The sequence below is a fragment of the Streptomyces sp. NPDC102514 genome, assembly GCF_055584525.1.
In genome coordinates this window covers 69,947-92,182 of sequence record NZ_JBVJLW010000019.1, presented here as the reverse complement: position 1 = coordinate 92,182, position 22,236 = coordinate 69,947, and the positions used below count along the sequence as shown (strand labels likewise).

Below are 22,236 nucleotides of genomic sequence, written 5' to 3'. Positions count from 1 at the left end.
GATAGCGCGATATATACCGTTTTCCGGTCACCTTGAGCGCGCGCGGGAGCAGCCTCCGCGCCGGTCCGGCCACTTGGCCGGACCACCTGCGTCGCGGCCGACCGCTCTCGGCTCGGCGTCAGACTTCAGGACGGAGCATCGGCGGGTTGAGCAGGGTGGCTCCACCCGCCCGGAAGAGCTGGGCGGGGCGGCCGCCCTGCCGGGTCGTCGTACCGCCCGTGGGGACGAGGAATCCCGGCGTACCCGTCACCTTGCGGTGGAAGTTGCGCGGGTCGAGCGCCACCCCCCACACCGCCTCGTACACCCGGCGCAGTTCGCCGACCGTGAACTCGGGCGGGCAGAAGGCGGTGGCCAGCGACGAATACTCGATCTTGGAACGGGCACGCTCCACGCCGTCCGACAGGATCTGGGCGTGATCGAAGGCGAGCGGCGCGGCCTGTTCTCCGTCACGTCCGTAGCCGCCCTGCTGAAGCAGGTCCTCGACAGGAGCCCAGCGCGCGCTGTTCGCGTCTCCGCCGGCTCTGGGCGCGGGCAGGTCGGGCGCGAGGGCGAGATGGGCGACGCTCACCACCCTCATGCGCGGGTCGCGCTTGGGGTCGCCGTAGGTCGCGAGCTGCTCCAGGTGAGCCCCGTTCACCTGTGCGGGAGCGTCCGGGGCGTGCGCGCACAGCCCGGTCTCCTCCTTCAGCTCCCGCGCCGCGGCCTGCGACAGGTCTTCGTCGGGCCGCACGAAACCGCCGGGTAGCGCCCACCGCCCCTGGAAGGGCGGCTCGCCCCTGCGGATCGCCAGCGCGCACAGCGCGTGACGACGCACGGTCAGCACGACCAGGTCGACGGTGACGGCGAACGGCGCGAAAGCTGACGGGTCGTAGGGCATGCCGCGATCATAGTCGTCTGCCTGACGATAAACACTCTCTTCACCGGTCGCTCACATGGCTGATCCGACGCCCTCGGACAGGGCACCGCGGCCCTCGTGATCCCAGGTCCGCGGCGGACCGGCCCTCACGCCCCCAACTGAAGTCCGTCGGCCGCCTCCTCGACCATGGCCAGTCCGAGCCTGCTGACGCGTACGGAGAAGGGGGCGCCCGCGACGCGCAGGCCCGTCAGCCCGATCTCTCCCAGCGGAGCACCGCGCATCGGACGCAGCGTCACCGTGCGAGCCGGGGCGTCGGGACGGATCCCGGTGAGCGTGGCGAGCAGGAGGACACCGGCGGCCGCGGCTGTGGCCGCCGGTCTGCAGGCCGTTGGATGCGGTACGGGGGAACCGCCTTCCGTGCGCTGCTCCCCCGCGTACATCTCCGGCAGCCGGTGGCCGAATGTCTCGGCCGCCGCCAGCACGCCCAGCAGCAGCGAACTCGCCTCCTTCTCGTAGCCCGCGGCGGACAGCCCCGCCACGGCGAGAGCCGTCTCGTGGACGCGCACGCTTCCGCTTCGATGCCCGAACGGGTTGTAGCCCGTCTCCTTCAGGCCGAGGCTGCGCAGCCCCCAGCCCGAGTCCATGGACGGGCTGCCGTACAGACGCGCGAGCTGTTCCGTCTGCACCTTGTCGAGCAGACCCGGTGCCGGTGCACCGGCACCGAGCAGTCCAGTGTCGAGCAGGTGGACACCGCCGGAGCCGAGGTGCGGCACGAGCCGTCCGCCCGGCAGAAGAGCCGCGGCCGGTCTACCACCTCCTCTCCCCTCGATCCAGAAGTCCTCCCGGAACGCGGTCCGCATCGCCCCCGCCCACTGCCGCAGCTCGACGCCGCCTCCCCTGCCGTACGCGTCGAGGAGGTCGGCGCCCAGCAGAGCGGCCCGGTGGGCGTGCGCCTGCGTCTCACAGCGCCATGGCCCGCCCGGGTGCGGGTCCACCAGATACGTACCGTCGCCGACAGCGGTCCGCAGCCACTGGAGGCAACGTTCGGCTGCGGGCAGCAACTCCTCCGTCTCCACCTCGGAAAGCCCCCAGCGACGAGCCTCGGCGAGCACCACGGGAAACAGCAGCGTCGCTTCTTGCCCCGTGCAGCTCGGTGGCAGCTGAGCACCAACGTGTCGGCGGGGTCCGGGAATCAGGCCGGACCGTGGTCCAGCACCCACGAGTTGGGTGCGGGCGAGGGTGCGCAGGGTTCCCGCGGCGAGGCGCGTGCCCAGCGGCAGAGTCATGCGTGCTGCCGCGAGGGCCTCGGCCGGTGCCATGCCGCAGCGCCAGGGAGCCCCGGCCGCCAGGTGCGTGTCGGACGGCTGCGCGGGGTCACGCAGGAGAAGAGCCTGCAGGTCCTCGATGCTCGTGCGCAGGAGCGCCTCGGGCCTCGGATCGTCACTTGCCGCCCGAGCCGGAGCGAAGGGGCTTGTGGCGCCGCGCGCGACGGCCCGGATGGGCCCCGCCCCTGCCGGACGTACCCGCAGCTCCACGCTTTGGGCGCCGCCAGGAGGCAGTTCGAACTCCCAGCGCAGCAGCCCGGCGGAGGCCAGCGCGTCCGAAGGCGGCGGGTCGGCCGTGACGACGGAGTCCCCGGTGGCACACGACCACCGCATACCTGAGTCGTGGACACTGGCCGGCAGATCGGGACCGGCTCTCCCCGCCGCGACCGCACCCAGTTCGGCCAGGTCCGTGCCGAGCGCCACCTCGACGGGGAGGCGAAGAGGCCGGTTGGCCGCGCTGCGCAAAGTGATCCGCTCCGCGCCGTCCGCGTATCGCATGCGCTCGACCAGGACGTCCGGGTCGGGTCCACCGTCGGCGAAGAGGCTCAGGACCGCCAGGAATCGTGCCTGGTCGGGCGCGACCATCCGGGCCTGGACCGCGAGCGGCTCCCGGCCCGCCACCCGCAGCCGGCATCGGGAGAGCACCCGCTGACCCGACCGGTAGAAGCCCTCCAGTCCATTCCCCGTCAACTGCCCCTGCTCCGTGGAGATCGCGAGTCCCGGCAGGGCGACACAGATCAGTGCGGTGTGGGCGGGTGGCAGAGTCACAGTGCCTCGCTGCCCGACCTGCGCCGTGTGTGGGGCCAGGGCAACACCGCGGCCCATCGAGGGCTGTGCGGACCTCCCCAAGTGCAACGGGTCGCTGTGCGGAACGGAAGGCATGGAGGACGGGGTGGGCAGAGGCATGGGGCGGCTTCTTCTGTACTCCGTGCGCTGAGTGGGTGCTCGGCGGGGTATGAGGGCTCGGCGATTTGCAGGGGCGTGTGCAGGGGCTCCGACGGCGTGAGACCAATGCGATGGCGCGGCGCACCTGAGGGCTGCGCCACAAAGGTGAACGGGGCCAGCCTGTCCCGAGTCACGCCCTGGACCGTGGAAGCCCATTGATAGGACCCGACCGGTCGATCCGCCAGCACCGTCACCCGCCGCTTCCCCTCTCCTCCCTCACGTCTCCCCCTTCACCTCACTCTTCGGCGTTCCAGGCCGCCCGGCAGGCTCAGCACCTCCCGCATTCCCCGCACTTCGGCGAGAGCGAGCCGCACCACCAGTGCTGCCGCCGCCTCGACCAGTGCTGCCGCCAGCTCGGCCTGGGCCACCCTCGGTAGGAACCCCGGAGTCGGAAGAAGTGGACCGAGGACGGCGCGTGCCACCGGTACCCGTCGGTCGGGAACCAGGCCGGTCGGCTGCGCCCTCCGTAACCCGCGACCTGCGTCGGCGGCGGGCGGAAACCTTGACAGGCGCCGCCGGCCCCGCCAGCCCCGCCGGAACCTGTCCGGGCGGCCCACCGGCGTCCGACGGCCCCACACCCGCCACCGTCACCGTCACCGTCACCGGCGAGGCGAGCACCTCACCGTCGACACGGTCGGCGCGCTCCCCTCGGAGACAACGGCGGATCGACTCCGGGTCCAGACCCTCGTTGCACGCCTGGTGGAGAAGCCGGGCGAAGAGGTACCCGGAATCCGCGCCGAGCGCCATGGCCAGCGCTTCGCGGGCCTCCAGTTCGTCGCCGGAGGACCAGGCGACCCACCCGGCGAGCGTGAGCGGCGCCGCTGCGTGCTCCCCGTACGAGCCGACGCAGCGACGTGCGAGGGCCCTCCAGAGGCGCAGGGCCGGTCCGGCCTCGTCCCCTTCCATCCACTCCGCTGCCCGGTCCCGTGTCGTGCGGTCCTGCAGACCGAGAATCATCGTGGCCGCCTCCTCGTGGCGCAGGAGCTCGTCGTCCCGGAGATCCGCCGGCAGTGTGCCGGGGCCAAGGGCGGCGGAGGTGACATCGGCGAACCGGCGCATGACCTGATGGGCCAGCTCCAAGGTCTTGGCGGCCACACCGGCGCGGCTGCCGTCGTCCAGAATTCGAGGGATCAGCGCCATGCTCACCGCGTCGAGGGCGGACTCCTGCTCCAGCGCCGCCTTGCTCTCCCACGGAGTGAGCCTCGCCCGCAGCTGCCGCAGGGTGCCCCGCACCTGAAGCCCCGCGTAGGTGGCGGCTGCGGCCAGCACGGACGTGCCCGGCATTCCCATGGACGTACCGTCCGACGGGCAGCAGTGTTCGCTGGGGCAGCAGTACGACCAGAAGCGGCCGTCCGAGATGCACAGTGCCTCGATCACCGGTACGTCGAGCGCTCCGCAAGCCTTGCGCAGCAGTTGTGCGAGCGGACGCAGCCGTTCCATCACTGCCCGGCCCGACTCTCCTTCCCTGGGTTCCTGGCAAAGGAAGGCGACCATGCTCTCGGGCAGGGCGCCCCTCCGCTCGCTGCCCTTCACCAGGCCGTGCGTCAGCTGCTGCGCCACGGACGGCCAGTCGTCCGCGTGGCTCGGGATACCGAGTCGGGCCCGTCCGCCGAAGCGGCCACGCCCGTCCCTGTCGTGCAGGGCAACGAGCACGATGCTGTCCTCGGGCCGGTACCCGAGCAGGTACGGCAGGGCATCGGCCAGTTCGGACGGAGTGCGGAGGGTGACCTGGTGGTCCGGACACAGGCTGCCGGTCGCGCCATGGGCGCCGTCGGCCGCGGCGTGCACCGAGCCGGTGGAGGTCGTACCGTCACGGCCCTCCCGCCGTCCGACGCGACCCACATCTGGTCCGCCCGCTCCGCTCGGTCCGCTCGGTCCGCCTGATCCACCCCACCCGTCCTGCCAATCCCGCTCGTCTTGCCTGCTCTGCCTGCCCTGCCCGCCTTGCCTCCTCTGCCCGCCCTGCCGGTCCGGCCCGCCCTGCCGGTCCGGCCCGCCCGGCTTGTCCGTGCTGTTCTGCTCGGCAGTCTCGTCGCATCGGCCGGTGTCGCCGTCGCCGAGGTTCTCGGCCGGTTCGCTGTGGTTCGTCATGCCGTGACCATCCCGCGAAATCCGGAATTCCGCTTTGCCCTGTGGATAACCGCGATCATGACCACGTCAGAAGTTGTCCACAGCGGACCGGCTCATTCGCGCGATGTCCGACCCATCGGGTTGCATGGGGCCATGAGCAACGAAGAGCTGCGCACAGCGGCCGACACCGTCCTCGCCCGCCTCGTCGGCGCGCCGGGAGGCGACGCCCGGCTGCGCGAGGACCAGTGGCGCGCCATCGAGGCCCTCGTGGCCGACAAGCGCAGGGCCCTGGTCGTGCAGCGCACCGGCTGGGGCAAGTCCGCCGTGTACTTCGTCGCGACCGCGCTGCTGCGGGAGCAGGGAGCCGGTCCCACCGTGATCGTCTCGCCCCTCCTCGCCCTCATGCGCAACCAGGTCGAGGCAGCCGCACGCGCCGGCATCAGGGCGCGGACCATCAACTCGTCCAATTCGGAGGAGTGGGACACGATCCAGGACGAGGTGGCCGAAGGTGAGGTCGACGTCCTTCTGGTGAGCCCCGAGCGGCTCAACAACCCCGACTTCCGGGATCAGGTGCTGCCCAGGCTGGCGGCGGCGACCGGTCTCCTCGTGGTGGACGAGGCGCACTGCATCTCCGACTGGGGCCACGACTTCCGGCCGGACTACCGCCGCCTGCGCACCATGCTCGCCGACCTTCCCCAGGGCGTCCCGGTCCTCGCGACCACTGCCACGGCCAACGCGCGCGTGACCGCCGACGTCGCCGAGCAACTGGGCACCGGCGGAAGCACGGACGCCCTCGTCCTGCGTGGCCCCCTGGACCGCGAGAGCCTGAGCCTGAACGTGCTGCAGCTGCCGGACGCCGCCCACCGGATGGCCTGGCTCGCCGAGCACCTGGTCGAGCTGCCCGGCTCCGGGATCATCTACACACTCACCGTGGCCGCCGCCGAGGAGGTCACCGCCTTCCTCCGGCAGGCCGGGCACACCGTGACCTCGTACACGGGGAAGACGGAGAACGCGGACCGCCAGCAGGCCGAGGAGGACCTGCTCGCCAACCGCGTCAAGGCCCTTGTCGCCACATCGGCGCTGGGCATGGGCTTCGACAAGCCCGACCTCGGCTTCGTGGTGCACCTGGGTTCGCCGTCCTCACCCATCGCCTACTACCAGCAGGTGGGCCGTGCGGGCCGTGGTGTCGAGCATGCCGAGGTGCTGCTCCTGCCCGGCAAGGAGGACCAGGCGATCTGGCAGTACTTCGCGTCGATCGCCTTCCCTCCGGAGGAGCAGGTCAGGCGCACCCTGGACGTTCTCGGTCAGGCGGGCCGCCCGCTGTCGCTCCCCGCGCTCGAACCCCTGGTGGAACTGCGCCGGTCACGGCTCGAAACGATGCTCAAGGTCCTGGACGTGGACGGCGCCGTGAAGCGCGTCAAGGGCGGCTGGATCTCCACGGGCACTCCGTGGACGTACGACACCGAGCGCTACGCGTGGGTCGCCAAGCAGCGCGCGGCCGAGCAGCAGGCCATGCGCGACTACGTGACGACGACCGGCTGCCGGATGGAGTTCCTGCGCCGGCAGCTGGACGACGAGGGAGCCGCCCCGTGCGGTCGCTGCGACACCTGCACGAAGCCGCAGTTCTCCGATGCCGTGTCCTCGTCCGCGCTGGACTCGGCGCGTGGCGAGCTCGGCCGCGCGGGTATCGAGGTGGATCCCCGGAAGATGTGGCCCACGGGCCTGCCCGCCGTGGGCGTCGACCTGAAGGGACGCATCCCGGCCGGGGAGCAGGCCGCGACCGGGCGGGCGCTGGGAAGGCTTTCGGACATCGGCTGGGGCAACCGGCTGCGGCCGATGCTCGGCCCCCAGGCCCCGGACGGGCCTGTTCCGGACGACGTGGCTCAGGCCGTCGTCGGCGTGCTGGCCGACTGGGCGAAGGGACCGGGCGGCTGGGCCTCGGGCAATTCCGGCGCCGTGCCACGCCCGGTCGGTGTCGTCACCATGGCGTCGCAGCGCCGGCCGCACCTCGTGCAGTCGCTGGGGGCACGGATCGCCGAGGTCGGCCGTCTGCCCCTGCTGGGCTCCATCGAGTACGCCCCAGGAGCCGACGCCGCGCAGGTCTCCAGGAGCAACAGCGCGCAGCGGCTGAAGGCCCTCGACGGGGCGCTCGTGGTGCCGCCCGGTCTTGCCACGGCGCTCTCCGGAGCCGATGGACCCGTCCTCCTCGTGGACGACTCGACCGACACCGGCTGGACGCTCGCGGTGGCCGCGCGCATGCTGCGGCGGGCCGGCGCCCAGGGGGTGTTGCCGCTGGTACTCGCTGTGCAAGGTTGATTCCTGCGGTGCGGTGGTAAATACCGAGCAGGGATATAAGCAACGGATCGCCAGATAACGGTCGGTGGCCCCAATTGCTCGTTGCCGCAACCAAGTTCGACAGGAAGAATTGGCCTCGCGCCCCGCGTGGCCTCCCGAGGTCGCCCGTTCGGGCTGTGCTGCGGCGCGCTCCCCCAGTCCGACCTCGCCCGCTGTGTGGGCGCGTAGCCGAAGGGAGGACCGTGACCTTCGGATTCGCTCCGTCCTCGGCGGCATCGATGTCGACGGCCGCCACTTCCGCCAATCCACTGACCCGGATGCTCGAACCCGCCGAATGGGCCGCTGCGGGGATTCCGCTTCTGCGCAATCCCCGGGAGGTCGTCAGCGGGCTGCACTCCCGGCATCGGCCCGGCCCCACGACCGCGATCGTGGCAGTGCTCGATCCCGACGAACGGCTGAACGCGAGCGCTTCCTTCATCAGACGGCCGGCTCCGGCGGACGGCTGGATGTTCCGCAACGCGCTGCTCGCGCAGCTGCGCCGGGTCATCCCGCACGACCTGCGACGCCGCACACCGGTGCGTACCGCCGTGCTGCTCTACTGCCGTGACGGAGACGCGCGGTGGACGGAGGAGGACGGGGCGTGGATGTGGGGGCTGCGCGACGCCTGCACGCTGCACGGCCTGCGCTGCGGTGCCTACATCACGCTGACACGTGACGGCTGGCAGGTGCTCGGCGAGGGACGCGGAGGCCGCCGACCGAACACGGACTCACCGCCGGAGTCCCTGGAGTCGCTCGCCGCGGCCGAGTCCATACAGCCGCGCACCGGTGGGTCCGCCTCGGAGGTACTGCGCCGCGCTGCCGCGCGCTGAGCCGACGGCCGACCTCGGTCGTCGGCACGGGTCCACTCGCGCACTGCCCCCGTGCGCCGCGCGACCGGCAACACACGCGCACGGCTGCTTCGGCGATACGCGTCAATCCGACGCACGTACACAACCGCCACAGAGACACAGCACCGGCACCGGTGCTGGCACCGGTACGACCGGACGCGACAACCGCACAGCGGCGCGCGACGCCGAACCCCGAGCCGTAACCGACACGCGCATGACCGCGCCACGAACAGAGCCGTTCAGGACGCGTGCGCGCTCACGCTCGGACCGCACCACGACGACGGCCACGCCGGCACGTCCCCCCGTACCGGCACACGTCGGACCGTCCTCTGTGCATGCTCCGAGCAGATGCCACCGCGGTGGCATCCGAGTCGTGAGAACCCCGGAAGAGCGGGGTTGTCAGACCGCCGCGCCCAGCACCGAGTTGATCTGCTGCGGGTCTCCGCAGACGATCAGCAGGGTGCCGGCTCGGCCAAGGGCCAGCGGCAGCGCCGTGGCAGCGGTGGCGTCGGGCCCGCCATTGACGGCGACAACGACCACGGGCCGGGACGCGGCACGACCGACAGCGGAGGCGGCGGCGTAGAACACGTCGTCTCCCGCGTCGTGCTGGGCCCAGTACGCGGCCTCGCCGAAGGAGAGCTCGTGCGCGGCCCACGGGTGGGGTTCGCCGGTGGTGATCACCAGCACCTCACCGGGGGCCCTGCCCGAGTCAAGGAGCAGGTCGACCGCTTCCTCGGCGGCGTCCAGCGCGCCCTCGGCCGAGGCCGGGATCAGCTGGATCGTCGGAGTCGAGGCTGCGGTGGGGGCCGCCGGAGCGGCAGGCCCCGGCTTGGCCACGGCCGTGTCGCGCGGCGTGCGTTGCACAGGCGGCATGGGCCGGACAGGACCCGGACGGCCTGGACGCGGAGGTGCCGCGGGGCGGGGGCCGGGTACGGGGCGGGGGGTCTGCGCGGTCCGGCCGGTGGCCGGGCTGACGCGGGGACCCTGGGCACTCTCGTGAATCTGAGGCTCCTCGGGAATGAGAGGCATGAGCTGATTTTTATCAAACGCCGGTGCGACTCGCGCAAGCGGGTGGCACATGAGTGCGAACAGAATCGTCAGAAGTCGAAGCCGAGTTGCCCTTCGATCTCCGGAACGCTTCCGTCCGCCCAACTGCGGACCTTCTTGAGGTGCCGCCACTGGGGCAGCGCATCAAGATACGCCCACGACAGCCGGTGGTACGGGGTGGGGCCCCGCATCTCCAGTGCGGCCCTGTGAACCGGTGACGGATACCCGGCGTTGGCCGCAAAACCGAAGTCTGCATGGTCGACACCCAGTTCGGCCATCATTTTGTCGCGCTGGACCTTCGCGATCACCGAGGCCGCCGCCACGGAGACGCAGGACTGGTCGCCCTTGATCACCGTGCGGACCTTCCAGGGCACGCCCAGGTAGTCGTGTTTCCCGTCGAGAATGACCGCGTCGGGACGCACCGGCAGCGCTTCGAGGGCGCGGCAGGCGGCCAGCCGCTGTGCGGCCGTCATCCCCAGCTGGTCGATCTCCTCCGGAGAAGCATGCCCCAGGGCGTACGACGTCACCCACTGCGCCAGTATCTCGGCGAGTGCCGTGCGCCTCTTGACGGTGAGGAGCTTGGAGTCGGTGAGGCCTTCGGGCGGGCGACGCAGGCCCGTGACCGCCGCGCAGACGGTGACCGGGCCGGCCCAGGCGCCGCGCCCCACCTCGTCGACCCCGGCAATGACCTTGGCTCCGGTCGTGGCGCGCAGGGAGCGCTCGACGCTGTGGGTTGGTGGTTCGTACGGCATGACACGCTCAGCCTACGCCGCCCGGAACCGCTCACGACACCCGGTTCCCCCGAGCGCCCCGCACACCTCCGGCCGGGCCGGCACGAGGCCCGTACGGGGCAGGCCCGAAGCCTGCCCCGCACCCCCACGAGGTCCACCCGGCGTCACCCGAAGGCCCGCCCGGAGCGACCGCGGAACCCCGCTCAGACGCCTTCCGGTCGCAATAGCGGGACCATGAGCTGGTCGATCATCTCCTCGATGTCCCGCTCGTTCCATTCGCTCGCGCACACCTTGGAGCGGTACATCATCATCGCCGGAATGGCGTCGAGGACATAGGAGTTCGCCGCGTCCGGCCGAACCTCTCCCCGCCGTATCCCACGGTCGACGACCTCTCCGAGCAGGCGGATCGTCGGCTCCACGACCCCCGACAGGATCACTTCCTGGAAACGCTGGGCCTGAGACGAGTCGCATTCGTGAATCACCGAGCGCAGCGCGAATCCCGGGCGCGAGAACATCGCCTCGCGCGCCCGTCGGCACAGTTCCAGCAGGTCGTCCCGCACACTTCCCAGGTCCGGTACGTCCACGAGTGACGGCAGTCCGGCCTGGAGCGCGTCCGCGACGAGGTCCTCCTTGGACGGCCAGCGGCGGTAGACCGCGGCCTTCCCCGTCTGGGCGCCGGCCGCGACGCCCTCCATCGTGAGGCCGTTCCAGCCGACCGTGCTGAGCTGCTCCAGCGCGGCATCGAGGATCGCGCGTTCGAGTACGGCGCCGCGTCTGCGCGGGACGGCCGCCTGAGCGGGGGCAGCCGTCCAACTCGAAGTAACCATGAGCCTGTCTCCATGTGAGCGGGCGAGGGGCGCGGACGTTCGCACACATGCACGTACGCGCCGTACGGACCGAGGTCCGTGAGCGGTCAAGTGACATCAATCGGCAGCGACTTCAGTGAACGCTTGCGTTCACTGTCGGGGACTCACTACCTTTTGACGCGACAGTGAACGCGAGCGTTCACTAACGCACTCGTGGGGGACTCAATAGTGACAACCTCTCCGTTGATCAAAGATCAGAAGCCGGGAGCGGCCCGCCGGGAGGGGCATCCCGGCATCGCGCTCACCGTCATCGCGGCCTGCCAACTCATGGTGGTACTCGACGCGACGATTGTGAACATCGCGCTCCCGCACATTCAAGGCGCGCTCAAGTTCTCCACCACGGATCTCACCTGGGTGGTCAGCGCCTACACGCTCACCTTCGGCGGTCTGCTGCTGCTCGGCGGCCGGGCCGGCGACATCCTCGGCCGTCGCCGGGTCTTCATGTCCGGCATCCTGCTCTTCACGGCCGCCTCGCTGCTCGGCGGACTCGCCCAGGAGCCCTGGCAACTGCTGGCGGCACGCGCCCTCCAAGGAGTGGGCGGCGCGATCGCCTCCCCCACCTCGCTGGCGTTGATCACGACGACGTTTCCCGAAGGGCCCGAGCGCAACAGGGCGTTCGGGGTCTTCGCCGCGGTCTCGGCCGGCGGCGGCGCGATCGGGCTGCTCGCCGGCGGCATGCTCACCGAGTGGCTCGACTGGCGCTGGGTGCTCTTCGTCAACGTACCCATCGGTGTACTGATCGCCGTGGTCACACCGCTCTACATCAACGAGTCCGAGCGGCATCCCGGGCGCTTCGACATCGCGGGCGCGCTGACCTCGACACTCGGTATGGCCTCGCTCGTCTACGGCTTCATCCGGGCCGCGGAGGAGGGCTGGCGGGACAGTCTCACCATCGCGTCCTTCGGCACGGCGGTCGTCCTTCTGGTGGCCTTCGCGCTGGTCGAGTCCCGGGCCAAGGAACCGATCACACCACTGCGGATGTTCGCCGACCGCAACCGCTCGGGTACGTACGTGATCATGCTGAGCCTGGCCGCGGCGATGTTCGGCATGTTCTTCTTCATCGTTCTCTTCGTGCAGAACGTGCTGCAGTACACGCCCATCGAGGCCGGCCTGGCCTTCCTGCCCATCACGGTCGCGATCGGCACCGGCGCGGGTCTGTCGCAGCGGTTCCTGCCGGTGCTCGGCCCGAAACCGTTCATGGTGGTCGGCTCGACGCTCGTGGTGATCGGCCTCGGCTGGCTGACTTTCATCGATCCCGAAAGCTCGTACGTCAGCGGTGTGCTCGGTCCGATGCTCCTGTTCGGCTTCGGCATGGGGCTGAACTTCGTGACGCTGACCCTGACCGCTGTCTCCGGAGTGGCCGCCCACGAAGCGGGCGCAGCGTCCGGGCTGCTCAACGCCACGCAGCAGGTGGGCGGTTCGCTCGGCCTCTCCATCCTCACCACGGTCTTCGGTACGGCGAGCCGGGAGGAAGCGGAGAAGCAGGTCGCGGACTTCATGGCCAACGCCTCGGCCGAGCAGAAGGCGGAGTTCGCCACAACGCACCAACTGCCCGCTCCCTGGAGTCACGAGGTGCTCGCCCAGGGCATCTCGACGGCCTTCCTCCCGGCCGTCGCCATGGCCGTGCTGGCTCTTGCCGTCGCCACACTGGTGATCCGGGTCCGCAAGAGCGACCTGGAGGCGCTGTCGGGCACGGCGGGGGTCGGGGCGGGCTGACCGACCACCGTCACGGACGCGATGAGCAGGCCGGCCCACCGTATGGAAAACGGCGGACCGGCCTGCTTGGTTCCCACGCGATCGACGCGGCGGCACACAACACGGCACGTCCGAAGCGGCCTGTACGCGTACTCGGTGGGCGCGCCCGGCGACTTCAGCGATACGCGAGCGGTACGCGCCCTCCACGCCCCGCCTCAGCGGTACGTCAGGTCCTGTTCCAGGCGGCTGCACTCGCGCCAGTCGGCCTGAGGGGACGGCTTCCGCTCGTCGAGGATGTTTCGGGCTCGTGCCTCGCCCCAACTCCTGGCGTACCAGGGGGCGGCGTTCTCCCCCAGGTCCTCGTCGATGGTTTTCAGGGCACAGGACCGCAGCGGCTCATCAAGTTTGTCCAGAGCCGGCACGGCATCGGCGGACAACCCGCGCGCGTAGTCGAGGTCGAACGTGCCCGTGCGCTCGTACCGCTGGACATTGCGTTCGGCGATCAGGCCGTCGGGCGACACGAGCCCGAAGACGAGCACCGTCGCGGCGGCGCTGGCCAGTACCACGCGCGGCAGCCAGCGGGCCCCGAGGACACCGGCGGCCATGATGAGCACGATGACCAGGCCGAGCCAGAGTTCGACGGTCACGACGGAGATCCGCAGCCGGGTCAGCCCGTACGCCTCCACGTACATGTCCATACGCCGTACCGCCGAGGCGACGACCACGAGGGCGAGGGCGCAGAGGGTGCCGAGGACGGCGCGTACCAGCGTCCGGTCGCGCGCGTCGTCCCGGGGCGCCCAGCGCAGGGCGAGGACGATGACGACCAGGGTGAGAAGCGTGACCAGGAGCAACTGCCAGAAGCCCTGACGCGCGTACTCGGAGTATGTCTGGCCGGTCTTGTCCAGGACGGCGTCGTACCCACCGAGCAGGACGACCAGTTGGACGGCGTTGAAGACAGCGAAGAGCGCGACGAGTACGACCAGGGGCAGGGCCCACTCGACGCGGCCACGGGCGCGGCCCGGGGGCACCACGACGCGGTCCCACGGAACGGGCGCCGCGGCCGTGTGCGCCGCCGCCAGAGCGCCGACCACGCCGATCACGAACAGGACGGCGTGCCAGGGGCCGCCGGAGACCGACGCGTCGGGCACGAGGTCCGCCAGGAGGTCGGCGAAAGCCGCGTCCGCGCCGGCGAAGAGAGCCCCGAAGACCACCAGCAGGACGGCGGCCACCACGATCGCGCGCAGTACCGGGCCCACGTTGCCACGTGCCCCGCCGGTCCGCTCGCGCAGCCCGCGCCAGCCCCAGCCGGCACCGGTGACCAGCGCGGTGAAAAGGCCGATCGGGCCGAACAGCATCCCTGTCCAGGTACGACCGCCGTGCAGGGCGAGCGAGCCCACCGCCAGAGCGGCGACGATGGCGAGGAACGACGGCCAGCCGGCGTCACGGAGCGCCGGAACGATCAGCAGGGCGAGTCCGCCGCCGCCCCACACCAGCGTCCAGGGACGCGGCCGTCGGCCCGCCCTCCCTGCCGCGAAGTACACGCCGAGCGTGATCGGTATCGCCACCAGCAGGAGATTGAGCGCCAGGCCCTCGCCGAGCAGAAGCATGGTGAGCAGACCGGTGGCCAGAGCGGCCCAGAGAGTCGCGGTACGCACGGGCGCGGGGGTGTCCGCCTGGACGTCCGCGAACCAGGACTCGACGGCGGGACCGTCCCAGGCTTCACCCTCGTCCGGGTCCGCCACGGCGGAGTCCTTCCGGCCCGGACCCGCCCCCGTGTCCGAACCTGCTGCCTCTGTTGCCTCTGCTGCGCCTTCTGCGTCTGTCCTGCCCGTCGTTTCCTTCGACCCGGCAGACTCCACCGGCTCCTCGGTCTCCGACCCTCTCGGCTCGGCCGCGGACGGTTTGTCGGACACGGGACCCCCTCCCCCCACCGGTCCGGGCAGCACGCAGCGCACGGCTGCGGTGGAAGCTCAGGAACCGGTTTTTCGTCGGCGTCGACTCTTGATGATCAACGATCGGCGTGGCGGAAAGGGTAACCGCGGGGCTCTCGGGACAGCGGGCCACGGCTTCTCTGTGGCAGGGCTGTGACAAGGGTCGACACGTGGGGCGGGCGAAAAAAGGGCACGCGCGCGTGGCCCACGAGCTGAGCCGTTCTCATGCTCTGCCGAACGGCCTCCGACTATGCAGCGTCTAGAGCGCAGCTGCCGGTGTCAACCAGTCCGGCAGCGCCTCGGTCCGCTCCAGCCACTCCGCGGGCGGTGCCCCGGCCGACCCGGCGGCCACAACGCCTCCGACGATGGCGCAGGTCGTGTCCATGTCGCCGCCCACCTGGGCGGTGGCCCAGATGCCCTCTTCGTAGTCGCCGAGGGCCCGCGCCGCCGACCAGAGTGCGAACGGCACCGTGTCGTGCGCGGTCGTACGTCGGCCGCAACCGAGGACAGCCGCCACCGTGGTCGTGTCCCCGTAGTCGAGCATGTCCCGGGCACGCCGCAGACCCGCGCCCACGGCGCTGCGCGGCACGAGACCGATGACGCCGTCGAGCAGCGCGTCGGGCCTGGGCGGACCGCCCGGTGCCGCGGCCAGCGCGGCGGCGGCCGCCACGGCCATGGCTCCGACGACCGCTTCACGGTGCTGATGCGTGGGGTACGCCGAGATCTCGGCCTGGTGGGTGGCCTGCTCCGGATCGTCCGCGTACCAGGCGCCCAGCGGAGCGATCCGCATCGCCGCGCCGTTGCCCCACGAGCCCTGCCCCTTGAAGAGGGCCGAGGACAGTTCGCGCCAGTCACCGCCCTCCTTGATCTGCCGCAGCAGCCGGTCCACCGCGGGTCCGTAATCCCGGTCGGCGTCGTGGCGCTCGGCGAAGGAGCGGGCCAGTTCGTCCTGGTCGATACGGTGACGGGCGGCCAGAGTGGCCACTACGGAGGCGGCCATTTCGGTGTCGTCGGTCCATTTCCAGGGGCCGGGCGGCAGTGCGCGGTCCTGGAGCAGCGGATAGTTCGCGGGCACGAAGAACTGCGAGCCCAGCGCGTCCCCGACCGCCAGACCGCGCAGGCTGGCCAGGGCGCGGTCGAGGCGCCGGGCGGGAGAGGAGTCAGCGGTCATCGCCCTGCCACTCTAGTTCGTTACTCACGGATTACCGCCAAAAGATGACAGATCGGGACGAAAGACAGTCACCGCCAGACGACGGGCGACGGGCGACGTATGGCGGACGCAGGATGCAGGACACAAGACGGCGGATCCAGCACCACCCAGGTGCCCCATGAGCCCACCATCCAGGTGCCCCCACGAGCCCACTACCCAGTAGCCCCGTACGACTCCGGATCCCGCCAGCGTTCGAAAGGACGGTCGATCGCGTAGCGGCCGTCCTCCCCGAGGACCAGCATCCGCATCTCCGCGTTCCCCGGGTTCGACAGCGACTCGAACTCGGCGACCGTCCAGTGGAACCAGCGCATGCAGAACAGCCGCATGGCCAGACCGTGGGTCACCAGGAGCACGTTGGGCGGGTGGTCGGGCGCCTCGAAGCTCCGGAAGAGGCTTTCCAGGAAGTTGCCGACCCGGTCGTACACATCGGCACCGGACTCGCCCTGTGCGAAGCGGTAGAAGAAGTGCCCGTACGCGTCGCGATAGGCCTTCTGGAGACGTACGTCGTCCCGGTCCTGCCAGTTGCCCCAGTCCTGCTCGCGCAGGCGGGGCTCCTCGCGGACGCGGACCTGGCCTGGGTCGAGATGGAAGGACCTGAAGGTCTCGTGCGTGCGGCGGTACGGGGAGACGTAAACGCTTACCTGCTCGCGGCCGAATACCTCTCTGAGCCGCTTGCCCGTCTCCTCCGCCTGTCGCCACCCCTTCTCGGTGAGTGCCAGAGCGTGGTCGGGTTCACGCTCGTAGACGGAGTCATCGGCATTGCCCACCGACTCGCCGTGCCGGACAAGAACGATGCGCCGTGGACGTGCCATACCGGAACCCTAGATCGGGTCACCCCGGATCGAGCACTCGTACGGGCTTCATACGTCACAGGTCACACAAATCGTGGCCTCATGAGACGCCCTCGAGAGCCCTCGGACGTCGTCAGATCGCCGTCAGGACACCGCCAAAGACGCCATCAGACGGTCCAGGTCGGTTCCAGCTGGACTATGTCCCCCGTGAGCGCCACGACGTCCGCCTCTATCTGGGCCCGCAGGGCGAGCCGCTCCACCCGCTCGGCGCGGTACTTGCCGTGCTCGGCGGCCGACTTCCACATCGACAGGACCAGGAACTCGGGGCCGGGCGCCTCTCCGAACAGACCCCGCACCATGCCGGGCGAGCCGGCCATCGCAGGGTTCCAGACCTTCTCCTGCATCAGCGCGAAGTGCTCGGCACGCTCCTCGTGCACACGGCAGTGCGCCACCCGCACGAGATCGGCCTCCGTGAAGCGCGGCTCGAAGCCGGTCTTCACGTCGAAGCGATGGTCGAAGAGTGTGGCGTACTGGTCCTTGAAGGTGCCCGACTGGGACGCGGCCAGCCGGTCATGGGAGCGCGCCATGAAGGAGTCGTAGAAGGCACGGCTCTCCCAGAAGGCAAAGATGTGGGCGACTCCGGGCCTTCCCCGGCTCCAGCCCCCGCCCTGCCCCCGGAATCCCGGCTCCCCCAGAAGTCCCGCCCATTTTCGCTGTCCCCGTTCGAAACCGCGGCGGTCCACCACGGTGCAGCGAATCCACTTGACCAGCACGGCGCCATCGTAAGGCCCAGGAACGTGGCGTCGGTCACGGTCGGGCGCACTGCATCCGCGCGAGCGCCCCCGTGTGCGTGGCACGATAAGCAACACGCCTCACCTGCCCGGCAGTTGAGGCGGCCGACGCAGGGGCACCAGGAGGGATGTGCGGTGAACGGCCTCAACAAGGGCATCAGCAAGGTCGAGGTCTCGGTGAAGTGGGACCCCAGTCCCACCGGCGAACCGGCCATCGATCTCGACATCGTCGCCGCCACCTATCTCGCGACCGACGCTCAGGAAAACCCCGACTACGTAGTGCACTTCGGCAGCCGTTCCCCGGACGGCACCATCTACCTCAACCGGGACAGCAAGGACGGCAAGGGCTTCGGCTGGGACGAGGTGATGACACTGGAGCTGAGCCGTCTCAACAAGCGCTACGCGCGCGTGATGGTCGGCGTCGCCATACAGCAGCGCACCGGGCGGCGCACGTTCGTCGGCGTCACCAACCCGGCCCTGCGGATCCGCGAGGGCTACACCGTCCTGTCCGAGAACGACTTCGGCGGCGTCCTCGGGGCCACGGCCACCACGGTCGCCGAGTTCGTACGTGACGACTCCGGAGAGTGGACCTTCCGTCCCGCCGTCCAGGGCTTCGACGCGGATCCGGCGACCTTCGCGAGGATCATGGGCAACGCCGACGCGTCCTGAGACCACGCGGCTCTCTCACAGGCGCACGCACACGCTCACGCGCTGAAAGTACGCGGACGCGCCGAAGGGGCGGTACAGCTTGTGGCTGTACCGCCCCTTCGGCGTGTGGGTCCGCTAAAGATCAGCTGCAACCGCTGGTCGAACCGCAGCCCTCGCAGATGTAGCAGGAACCGGCCCGCTGCATCTTCGTACCGCAGGAGAAGCACAGGGGGGCGTCCGCCTGGATGCCCAGCTGCATCTCCACCAGTTCGGCACTGGTGTGGGCCTGCAGCGGAGCGGGCTTGACCGCTTCGACCTCGACCTTCGGGGTGACGACGGCCTTCAGTTCCTGCGCGCGGGGCGCGGACTGGGCCAGCCCCTCAACGTCGACCTCGTCCTCGCCGGCCTCGTACGAGCCCGTCTCCAGGTGTCGCTGCCGCTCGTCGGCCGAGTGGATGCCGAGGGCGGAACGCGTCTCGAAGGGCAGGAAGTCGAGCGCCAGGCGGCGGAAGATGTAGTCGACGATCGACTGCGCCATCCGCACGTCCGGGTCGTCCGTCATACCGGCCGGCTCGAAGCGCATGTTGGTGAACTTGGAGACGTACGTCTCCAGGGGGACGCCGTACTGCAGGCCTACGGAGACGGCGATCGAGAAGGCGTCCATCATGCCCGCGAGGGTGGAGCCCTGCTTCGACATCTTCAGGAAGACCTCGCCGAGACCGTCGTCCGGGTAGGAGTTGGCGGTCATGTAGCCCTCGGCGCCGCCGACCGTGAAGGACGTGGTGATGCCGGGACGGCCCTTCGGGAGGCGCTTGCGGACCGGGCGGTACTCGACGACCTTCTCGACCGCGGTACGGATGGTGTCCTCGGCCTTGGCCGTGACCGCGACCTTCTCCTTCTCCTTGGTCTTCGCGGAGAGGGGCTGGCCGACCTTGCAGTTGTCGCGGTAGATCGCGAGCGCCTTGACGCCCATCTTCCACGCCTCGAAGTAGACCTCTTCGACGTCCTCGACGGTCGCCGTCTCCGGCAGGTTGACCGTCTTGGAGAGCGCGCCGGAGATCCACGGCTGGATCGCGGCCATCATGCGGACGTGGCCCATCGCGGAGATGGAACGCTCGCCCATGGCGCAGTCGAAGACCTCGTAGTGCTCGGTCTTGAGGCCCGGGGCGTCGATCACATTGCCGTGGTCGGCGATGTGGGCGACGATCGCCTCGATCTGCTCCTCCTGGTAACCCAGGCGGCGCAGGGCCTGCGGGACGGTGCCGTTGACGATCTGCATCGAGCCGCCGCCGACCAGCTTCTTGAACTTGACCAGCGCGAGGTCGGGCTCAAGGCCGGTGGTGTCGCAGGACATCGCGAGACCGATGGTGCCGGTCGGGGCGATGACCGAGGCCTGTGCGTTGCGGAAGCCGTTCTTCTCGCCGAGACGCAGCACGTCCTGCCAGGACTCCGTCGCGGCGGCCCAGATCGGCGTGTCCAGGTCGTCCACGCGGGGGGCCACGGCGTTGGCGTCGGAGTGCTGCTTCATGACGCGCTGGTGCGGCTGCGCGTTGCGGGCGTAGCCGTCGTACGGGCCGACGACCGCGGCGAGCTCGGCGGACCGCTTGTACGAGGTGCCGGTCATCAGCGAGGTGATGGCGCCGGCGAGGGAGCGGCCGCCGTCGGAGTCGTACGCGTGACCGGTGGCCATCAGCAGGGCGCCGAGGTTGGCGTAGCCGATGCCCAGCTGGCGGAAGGCGCGGGTGTTCTCGCCGATCTTCTGCGTCGGGAAGTCCGCGAAGCAGATCGAGATGTCCATCGCCGTGATGACGAGCTCGACGACCTGCGAGAAGCGCTCGACGTCGAAGGACTGGCGGCCCTTGCTGTCGTCCTTCAGGAACTTCATCAGGTTCAGCGAGGCGAGGTTGCAGGACGTGTTGTCCAGGTGCATGTACTCGCTGCACGGGTTCGAGCCGTTGATACGGCCGGACTCCGGGCACGTGTGCCAGCGGTTGATCGTGTCGTCGTACTGGATGCCCGGGTCGGCGCAGGCCCAGGCCGCCTCCGCCATCTTGCGGAAGAGGTCCTTGGCGTCGACCTCCTCGATGACCTCGCCGGTCATGCGGGACGTCAGCCCGAACTTCTCGCCGTTCTCGACGGCCTTCATGAACGTGTCGTTCACGCGGACCGAGTTGTTGGCGTTCTGGTACTGAACGGACGTGATGTCGTCGCCGCCCAGGTCCATGTCGAAGCCCGCGTCGCGCAGGGCGCGGATCTTCTCCTCTTCCTTGACCTTGGTCTGGATGAAGTCCTCGATGTCGGGGTGGTCGACGTCGAGGATGACCATCTTGGCCGCGCGGCGCGTGGCGCCACCCGACTTGATCGTTCCTGCGGAGGCGTCGGCACCGCGCATGAAGGAGACGGGACCCGAGGCGTTGCCGCCCGAGGAGAGCAGCTCCTTGGAGGAGCGGATCCGGGAGAGGTTCAGGCCGGCGCCGGAGCCGCCCTTGAAGATCATGCCCTCTTCCTTGTACCAGTCGAGGATCGACTCCATGGAGTCGTCGACGGCCAGGATGAAGCAGGCGGAGACCTGCTGCGGCTGGGGCGTGCCGACGTTGAACCACACCGGCGAGTTGAAGCTGAAGATCTGGTGCAGGAGGGCGTACGCCAGCTCGTGCTCGAAGATCTCGGCGTCGGCGGGCGACGCGAAGTACTTGTAGTCCTCGCCGGCCTTCCGATACGTCTTCACGATGCGGTCGATGAGCTGCTTGAGGCTCACCTCGCGCTGCGGAGTGCCCACGGCACCCCGGAAGTACTTGCTGGTGACGATGTTGACCGCGTTCAACGACCAGAAGTCGGGGAACTCGACGCCACGCTGCTCGAAATTGACCGAGCCGTCGCGCCAATTGGTCATGACGACGTCACGGCGCTCCCAGGACACCTCGTCGTACGGGTGCACGCCCGGGGTGGTGTGGATGCGCTCGATACGCAGTCCCTTGGTGGCCTTGGTGCCCTTTGCGCGGGAACCTCGTGCCGGACCGCTCGCCGTCTCTGTCATGCCGCCTCCCTGTATCAGGCTAAAACGCCCTGAAGTGCCTCGTTCTTCCCGGGGCACGGTGTGTGTTCTGGCATTGCTAGCGCCGCCTACGCGTCCGCTGGCAACAGGTATGTGGTCGCCGCCGATCGGCAGGGCCGCTACCGGCCCTTCTCGTCAGTCGGCGGCGTGTGCGGGTACGGGGACTTCGACAGCCTCTCCGGACCCGCGGTCGCTCCCTTGGCACCCCTCGCACACGTCTTCGTCGACCGTGGCGGGGCCCTGCGTCTCTTCCCTGAGTTCCGTGATGGCGGCCTCGAAGTCCTCCAGCGAGTCGAACGCCCGGTACACGGACGCGAACCGCAGGTAAGCGACGAGGTCGAGCTCCTGCAAGGGGCCGAGTATGGCCAGTCCCACGTCGTGGGTGGTCAGTTCGGCACTCCCGGTGGCCCGCACCGCCTCCTCGACCCGCTGGCCGAGCTGAGCGAGTGCATCCTCCGTGACGGGCCGACCCTGGCACGCCTTGCGCACGCCGTTGATGACCTTCGTGCGGCTGAACGGTTCGGTGACTCCGGACCGCTTCACCACCATGAGGGAGCACGTCTCCACGGTCGTGAACCGACGGGAGCAGTCGGGACACTGGCGGCGCCTGCGGATCGACGTGCCGTCGTCCGTCGTACGACTGTCGACCACACGGCTGTCGGGGTGCCTGCAGAAGGGGCAGTGCATCGAATCCAACCCTCCTCGCACAGCACGACTCGATAGCCTCGGCAGGCCCTTGAGCCCCTCGAAGCAGCCCCAAGCATAGGCGATGACCTAGGACCTGGAAGACCGGGGGACCACAACTTCTGGGCCGCTGTGGAACTCGGACCACTATATGTAGGGCCTGACCCGAATTTCACGCTCTACGCGCGTGTCGCACCCGTATTGGCATGTGCCGCGCGTCCATTCCGGCGGGGAGCGTACGGGGATACGGTGTGCGACAGCGGTACGGGGGCCGGTTCCCGATCCACGGAACGCCTGATGGCAGACTGACCTTCGCCCCGCTCCGACCCACAAGGCCACGGCATCGGCGGCGAAGAGTACGAGAAAAAGTGGCACCGAGCACCTTCGTCCGGCCCGTGCGGCGGTAGCC

16 protein-coding genes are annotated in these 22,236 nt (G+C 69.9%); 4 read left to right on the top strand and 12 right to left on the bottom strand.

Annotated elements, in window-relative coordinates; all coding sequences use genetic code 11:
- Positions 1 to 118 precede the first annotated feature (118 nt).
- The 3 genes from ACZ60E_RS37280 to ACZ60E_RS37270 all read right to left on the bottom strand — a co-directional run bounded on the left by ACZ60E_RS37280 (position 119) and on the right by ACZ60E_RS37270 (position 5,217).
- Entirely contained in the window at positions 119 to 877 is a 759-nt protein-coding gene (locus tag ACZ60E_RS37280) for an NUDIX hydrolase (RefSeq protein WP_210889232.1), read from the bottom strand.
- Between the two features lie 125 nt (positions 878 to 1,002).
- Entirely contained in the window at positions 1,003 to 3,006 is a 2,004-nt protein-coding gene (locus ACZ60E_RS37275; RefSeq protein ID WP_469446419.1) for a glycogen debranching N-terminal domain-containing protein, read from the bottom strand.
- 336 nt (positions 3,007 to 3,342) lie between these two features.
- Complete coding sequence (locus tag ACZ60E_RS37270; protein WP_469446336.1) at positions 3,343 to 5,217, bottom strand: DUF4192 domain-containing protein; 1,875 nt, start codon at positions 5,215 to 5,217, stop codon at positions 3,343 to 3,345.
- A gap of 132 nt (positions 5,218 to 5,349) precedes the next feature.
- Here ACZ60E_RS37270 and ACZ60E_RS37265 point away from each other — a divergent pair, with 132 nt between their 5' ends.
- Together ACZ60E_RS37265 and ACZ60E_RS37260 are read left to right on the top strand one after the other, a co-directional pair.
- Positions 5,350 to 7,512, top strand: a complete 2,163-nt coding sequence (locus ACZ60E_RS37265; protein ID WP_469446335.1) for a RecQ family ATP-dependent DNA helicase — start codon at positions 5,350 to 5,352, stop codon at positions 7,510 to 7,512.
- A 221-nt stretch (positions 7,513 to 7,733) separates the two neighbouring features.
- Complete coding sequence (locus tag ACZ60E_RS37260; RefSeq protein WP_384798655.1) at positions 7,734 to 8,360, top strand: hypothetical protein; 627 nt, start codon at positions 7,734 to 7,736, stop codon at positions 8,358 to 8,360.
- Positions 8,361 to 8,777: 417 nt separating this feature from the next.
- Here the strand turns inward: ACZ60E_RS37260 and ACZ60E_RS37255 are convergent, their stop codons facing one another.
- From ACZ60E_RS37255 to ACZ60E_RS37245, 3 genes are all read right to left on the bottom strand, one after another.
- Positions 8,778 to 9,407, bottom strand: coding sequence for a hypothetical protein (locus ACZ60E_RS37255; RefSeq protein WP_469446333.1), 630 nt, complete (start codon positions 9,405 to 9,407; stop codon positions 8,778 to 8,780).
- Positions 9,408 to 9,475: 68 nt separating this feature from the next.
- The gene (locus tag ACZ60E_RS37250; protein WP_453792576.1) at positions 9,476 to 10,177 is read right to left on the bottom strand and encodes a ribonuclease HII; all 702 of its coding nucleotides are present in this window, start codon (positions 10,175 to 10,177) and stop codon (positions 9,476 to 9,478) included.
- Positions 10,178 to 10,359: 182 nt separating this feature from the next.
- Positions 10,360 to 10,983, bottom strand: coding sequence for a TetR/AcrR family transcriptional regulator (locus tag ACZ60E_RS37245; protein ID WP_453792575.1), 624 nt, complete (start codon positions 10,981 to 10,983; stop codon positions 10,360 to 10,362).
- Between the two features lie 207 nt (positions 10,984 to 11,190).
- On the opposite strand from ACZ60E_RS37245, the gene ACZ60E_RS37240 reads away from it, so the two are divergent.
- A complete protein-coding gene (locus ACZ60E_RS37240; protein ID WP_385834814.1) occupies positions 11,191 to 12,738 on the top strand; it encodes an MFS transporter in 1,548 nt (515 codons plus the stop codon).
- Between the two features lie 194 nt (positions 12,739 to 12,932).
- Here the strand turns inward: ACZ60E_RS37240 and ACZ60E_RS37235 are convergent, their stop codons facing one another.
- The 4 genes from ACZ60E_RS37235 to ACZ60E_RS37220 form a co-directional block, all read right to left on the bottom strand.
- Positions 12,933 to 14,372, bottom strand: a complete 1,440-nt coding sequence (locus ACZ60E_RS37235; RefSeq protein ID WP_469446418.1) for a DUF4153 domain-containing protein — start codon at positions 14,370 to 14,372, stop codon at positions 12,933 to 12,935.
- 535 nt (positions 14,373 to 14,907) lie between these two features.
- Positions 14,908 to 15,819, bottom strand: a complete 912-nt coding sequence (locus ACZ60E_RS37230; RefSeq protein ID WP_469446331.1) for an ADP-ribosylglycohydrolase family protein — start codon at positions 15,817 to 15,819, stop codon at positions 14,908 to 14,910.
- 191 nt (positions 15,820 to 16,010) lie between these two features.
- A complete protein-coding gene (locus tag ACZ60E_RS37225) occupies positions 16,011 to 16,670 on the bottom strand; it encodes a histidine phosphatase family protein (protein ID WP_385834817.1) in 660 nt (219 codons plus the stop codon).
- Positions 16,671 to 16,816: 146 nt separating this feature from the next.
- Positions 16,817 to 17,422, bottom strand: a complete 606-nt coding sequence (locus ACZ60E_RS37220) for a YdbC family protein (protein WP_384798679.1) — start codon at positions 17,420 to 17,422, stop codon at positions 16,817 to 16,819.
- A 153-nt stretch (positions 17,423 to 17,575) separates the two neighbouring features.
- Between ACZ60E_RS37220 and ACZ60E_RS37215 the strand changes: the two genes are divergently transcribed.
- Complete coding sequence (locus ACZ60E_RS37215; RefSeq protein ID WP_469446329.1) at positions 17,576 to 18,109, top strand: TerD family protein; 534 nt, start codon at positions 17,576 to 17,578, stop codon at positions 18,107 to 18,109.
- Positions 18,110 to 18,230: 121 nt separating this feature from the next.
- Here the strand turns inward: ACZ60E_RS37215 and ACZ60E_RS37210 are convergent, their stop codons facing one another.
- Together ACZ60E_RS37210 and nrdR are read right to left on the bottom strand one after the other, a co-directional pair.
- Complete coding sequence (locus ACZ60E_RS37210; protein WP_469446327.1) at positions 18,231 to 21,125, bottom strand: vitamin B12-dependent ribonucleotide reductase; 2,895 nt, start codon at positions 21,123 to 21,125, stop codon at positions 18,231 to 18,233.
- A 153-nt stretch (positions 21,126 to 21,278) separates the two neighbouring features.
- Positions 21,279 to 21,830 carry a transcriptional regulator NrdR gene (gene nrdR / locus ACZ60E_RS37205; protein WP_469446326.1) on the bottom strand — a complete coding sequence of 184 codons (552 nt, stop codon included), beginning with the start codon at positions 21,828 to 21,830 and terminating at the stop codon, positions 21,279 to 21,281.
- Between the last annotated feature and the right edge of the window lie 406 nt (positions 21,831 to 22,236).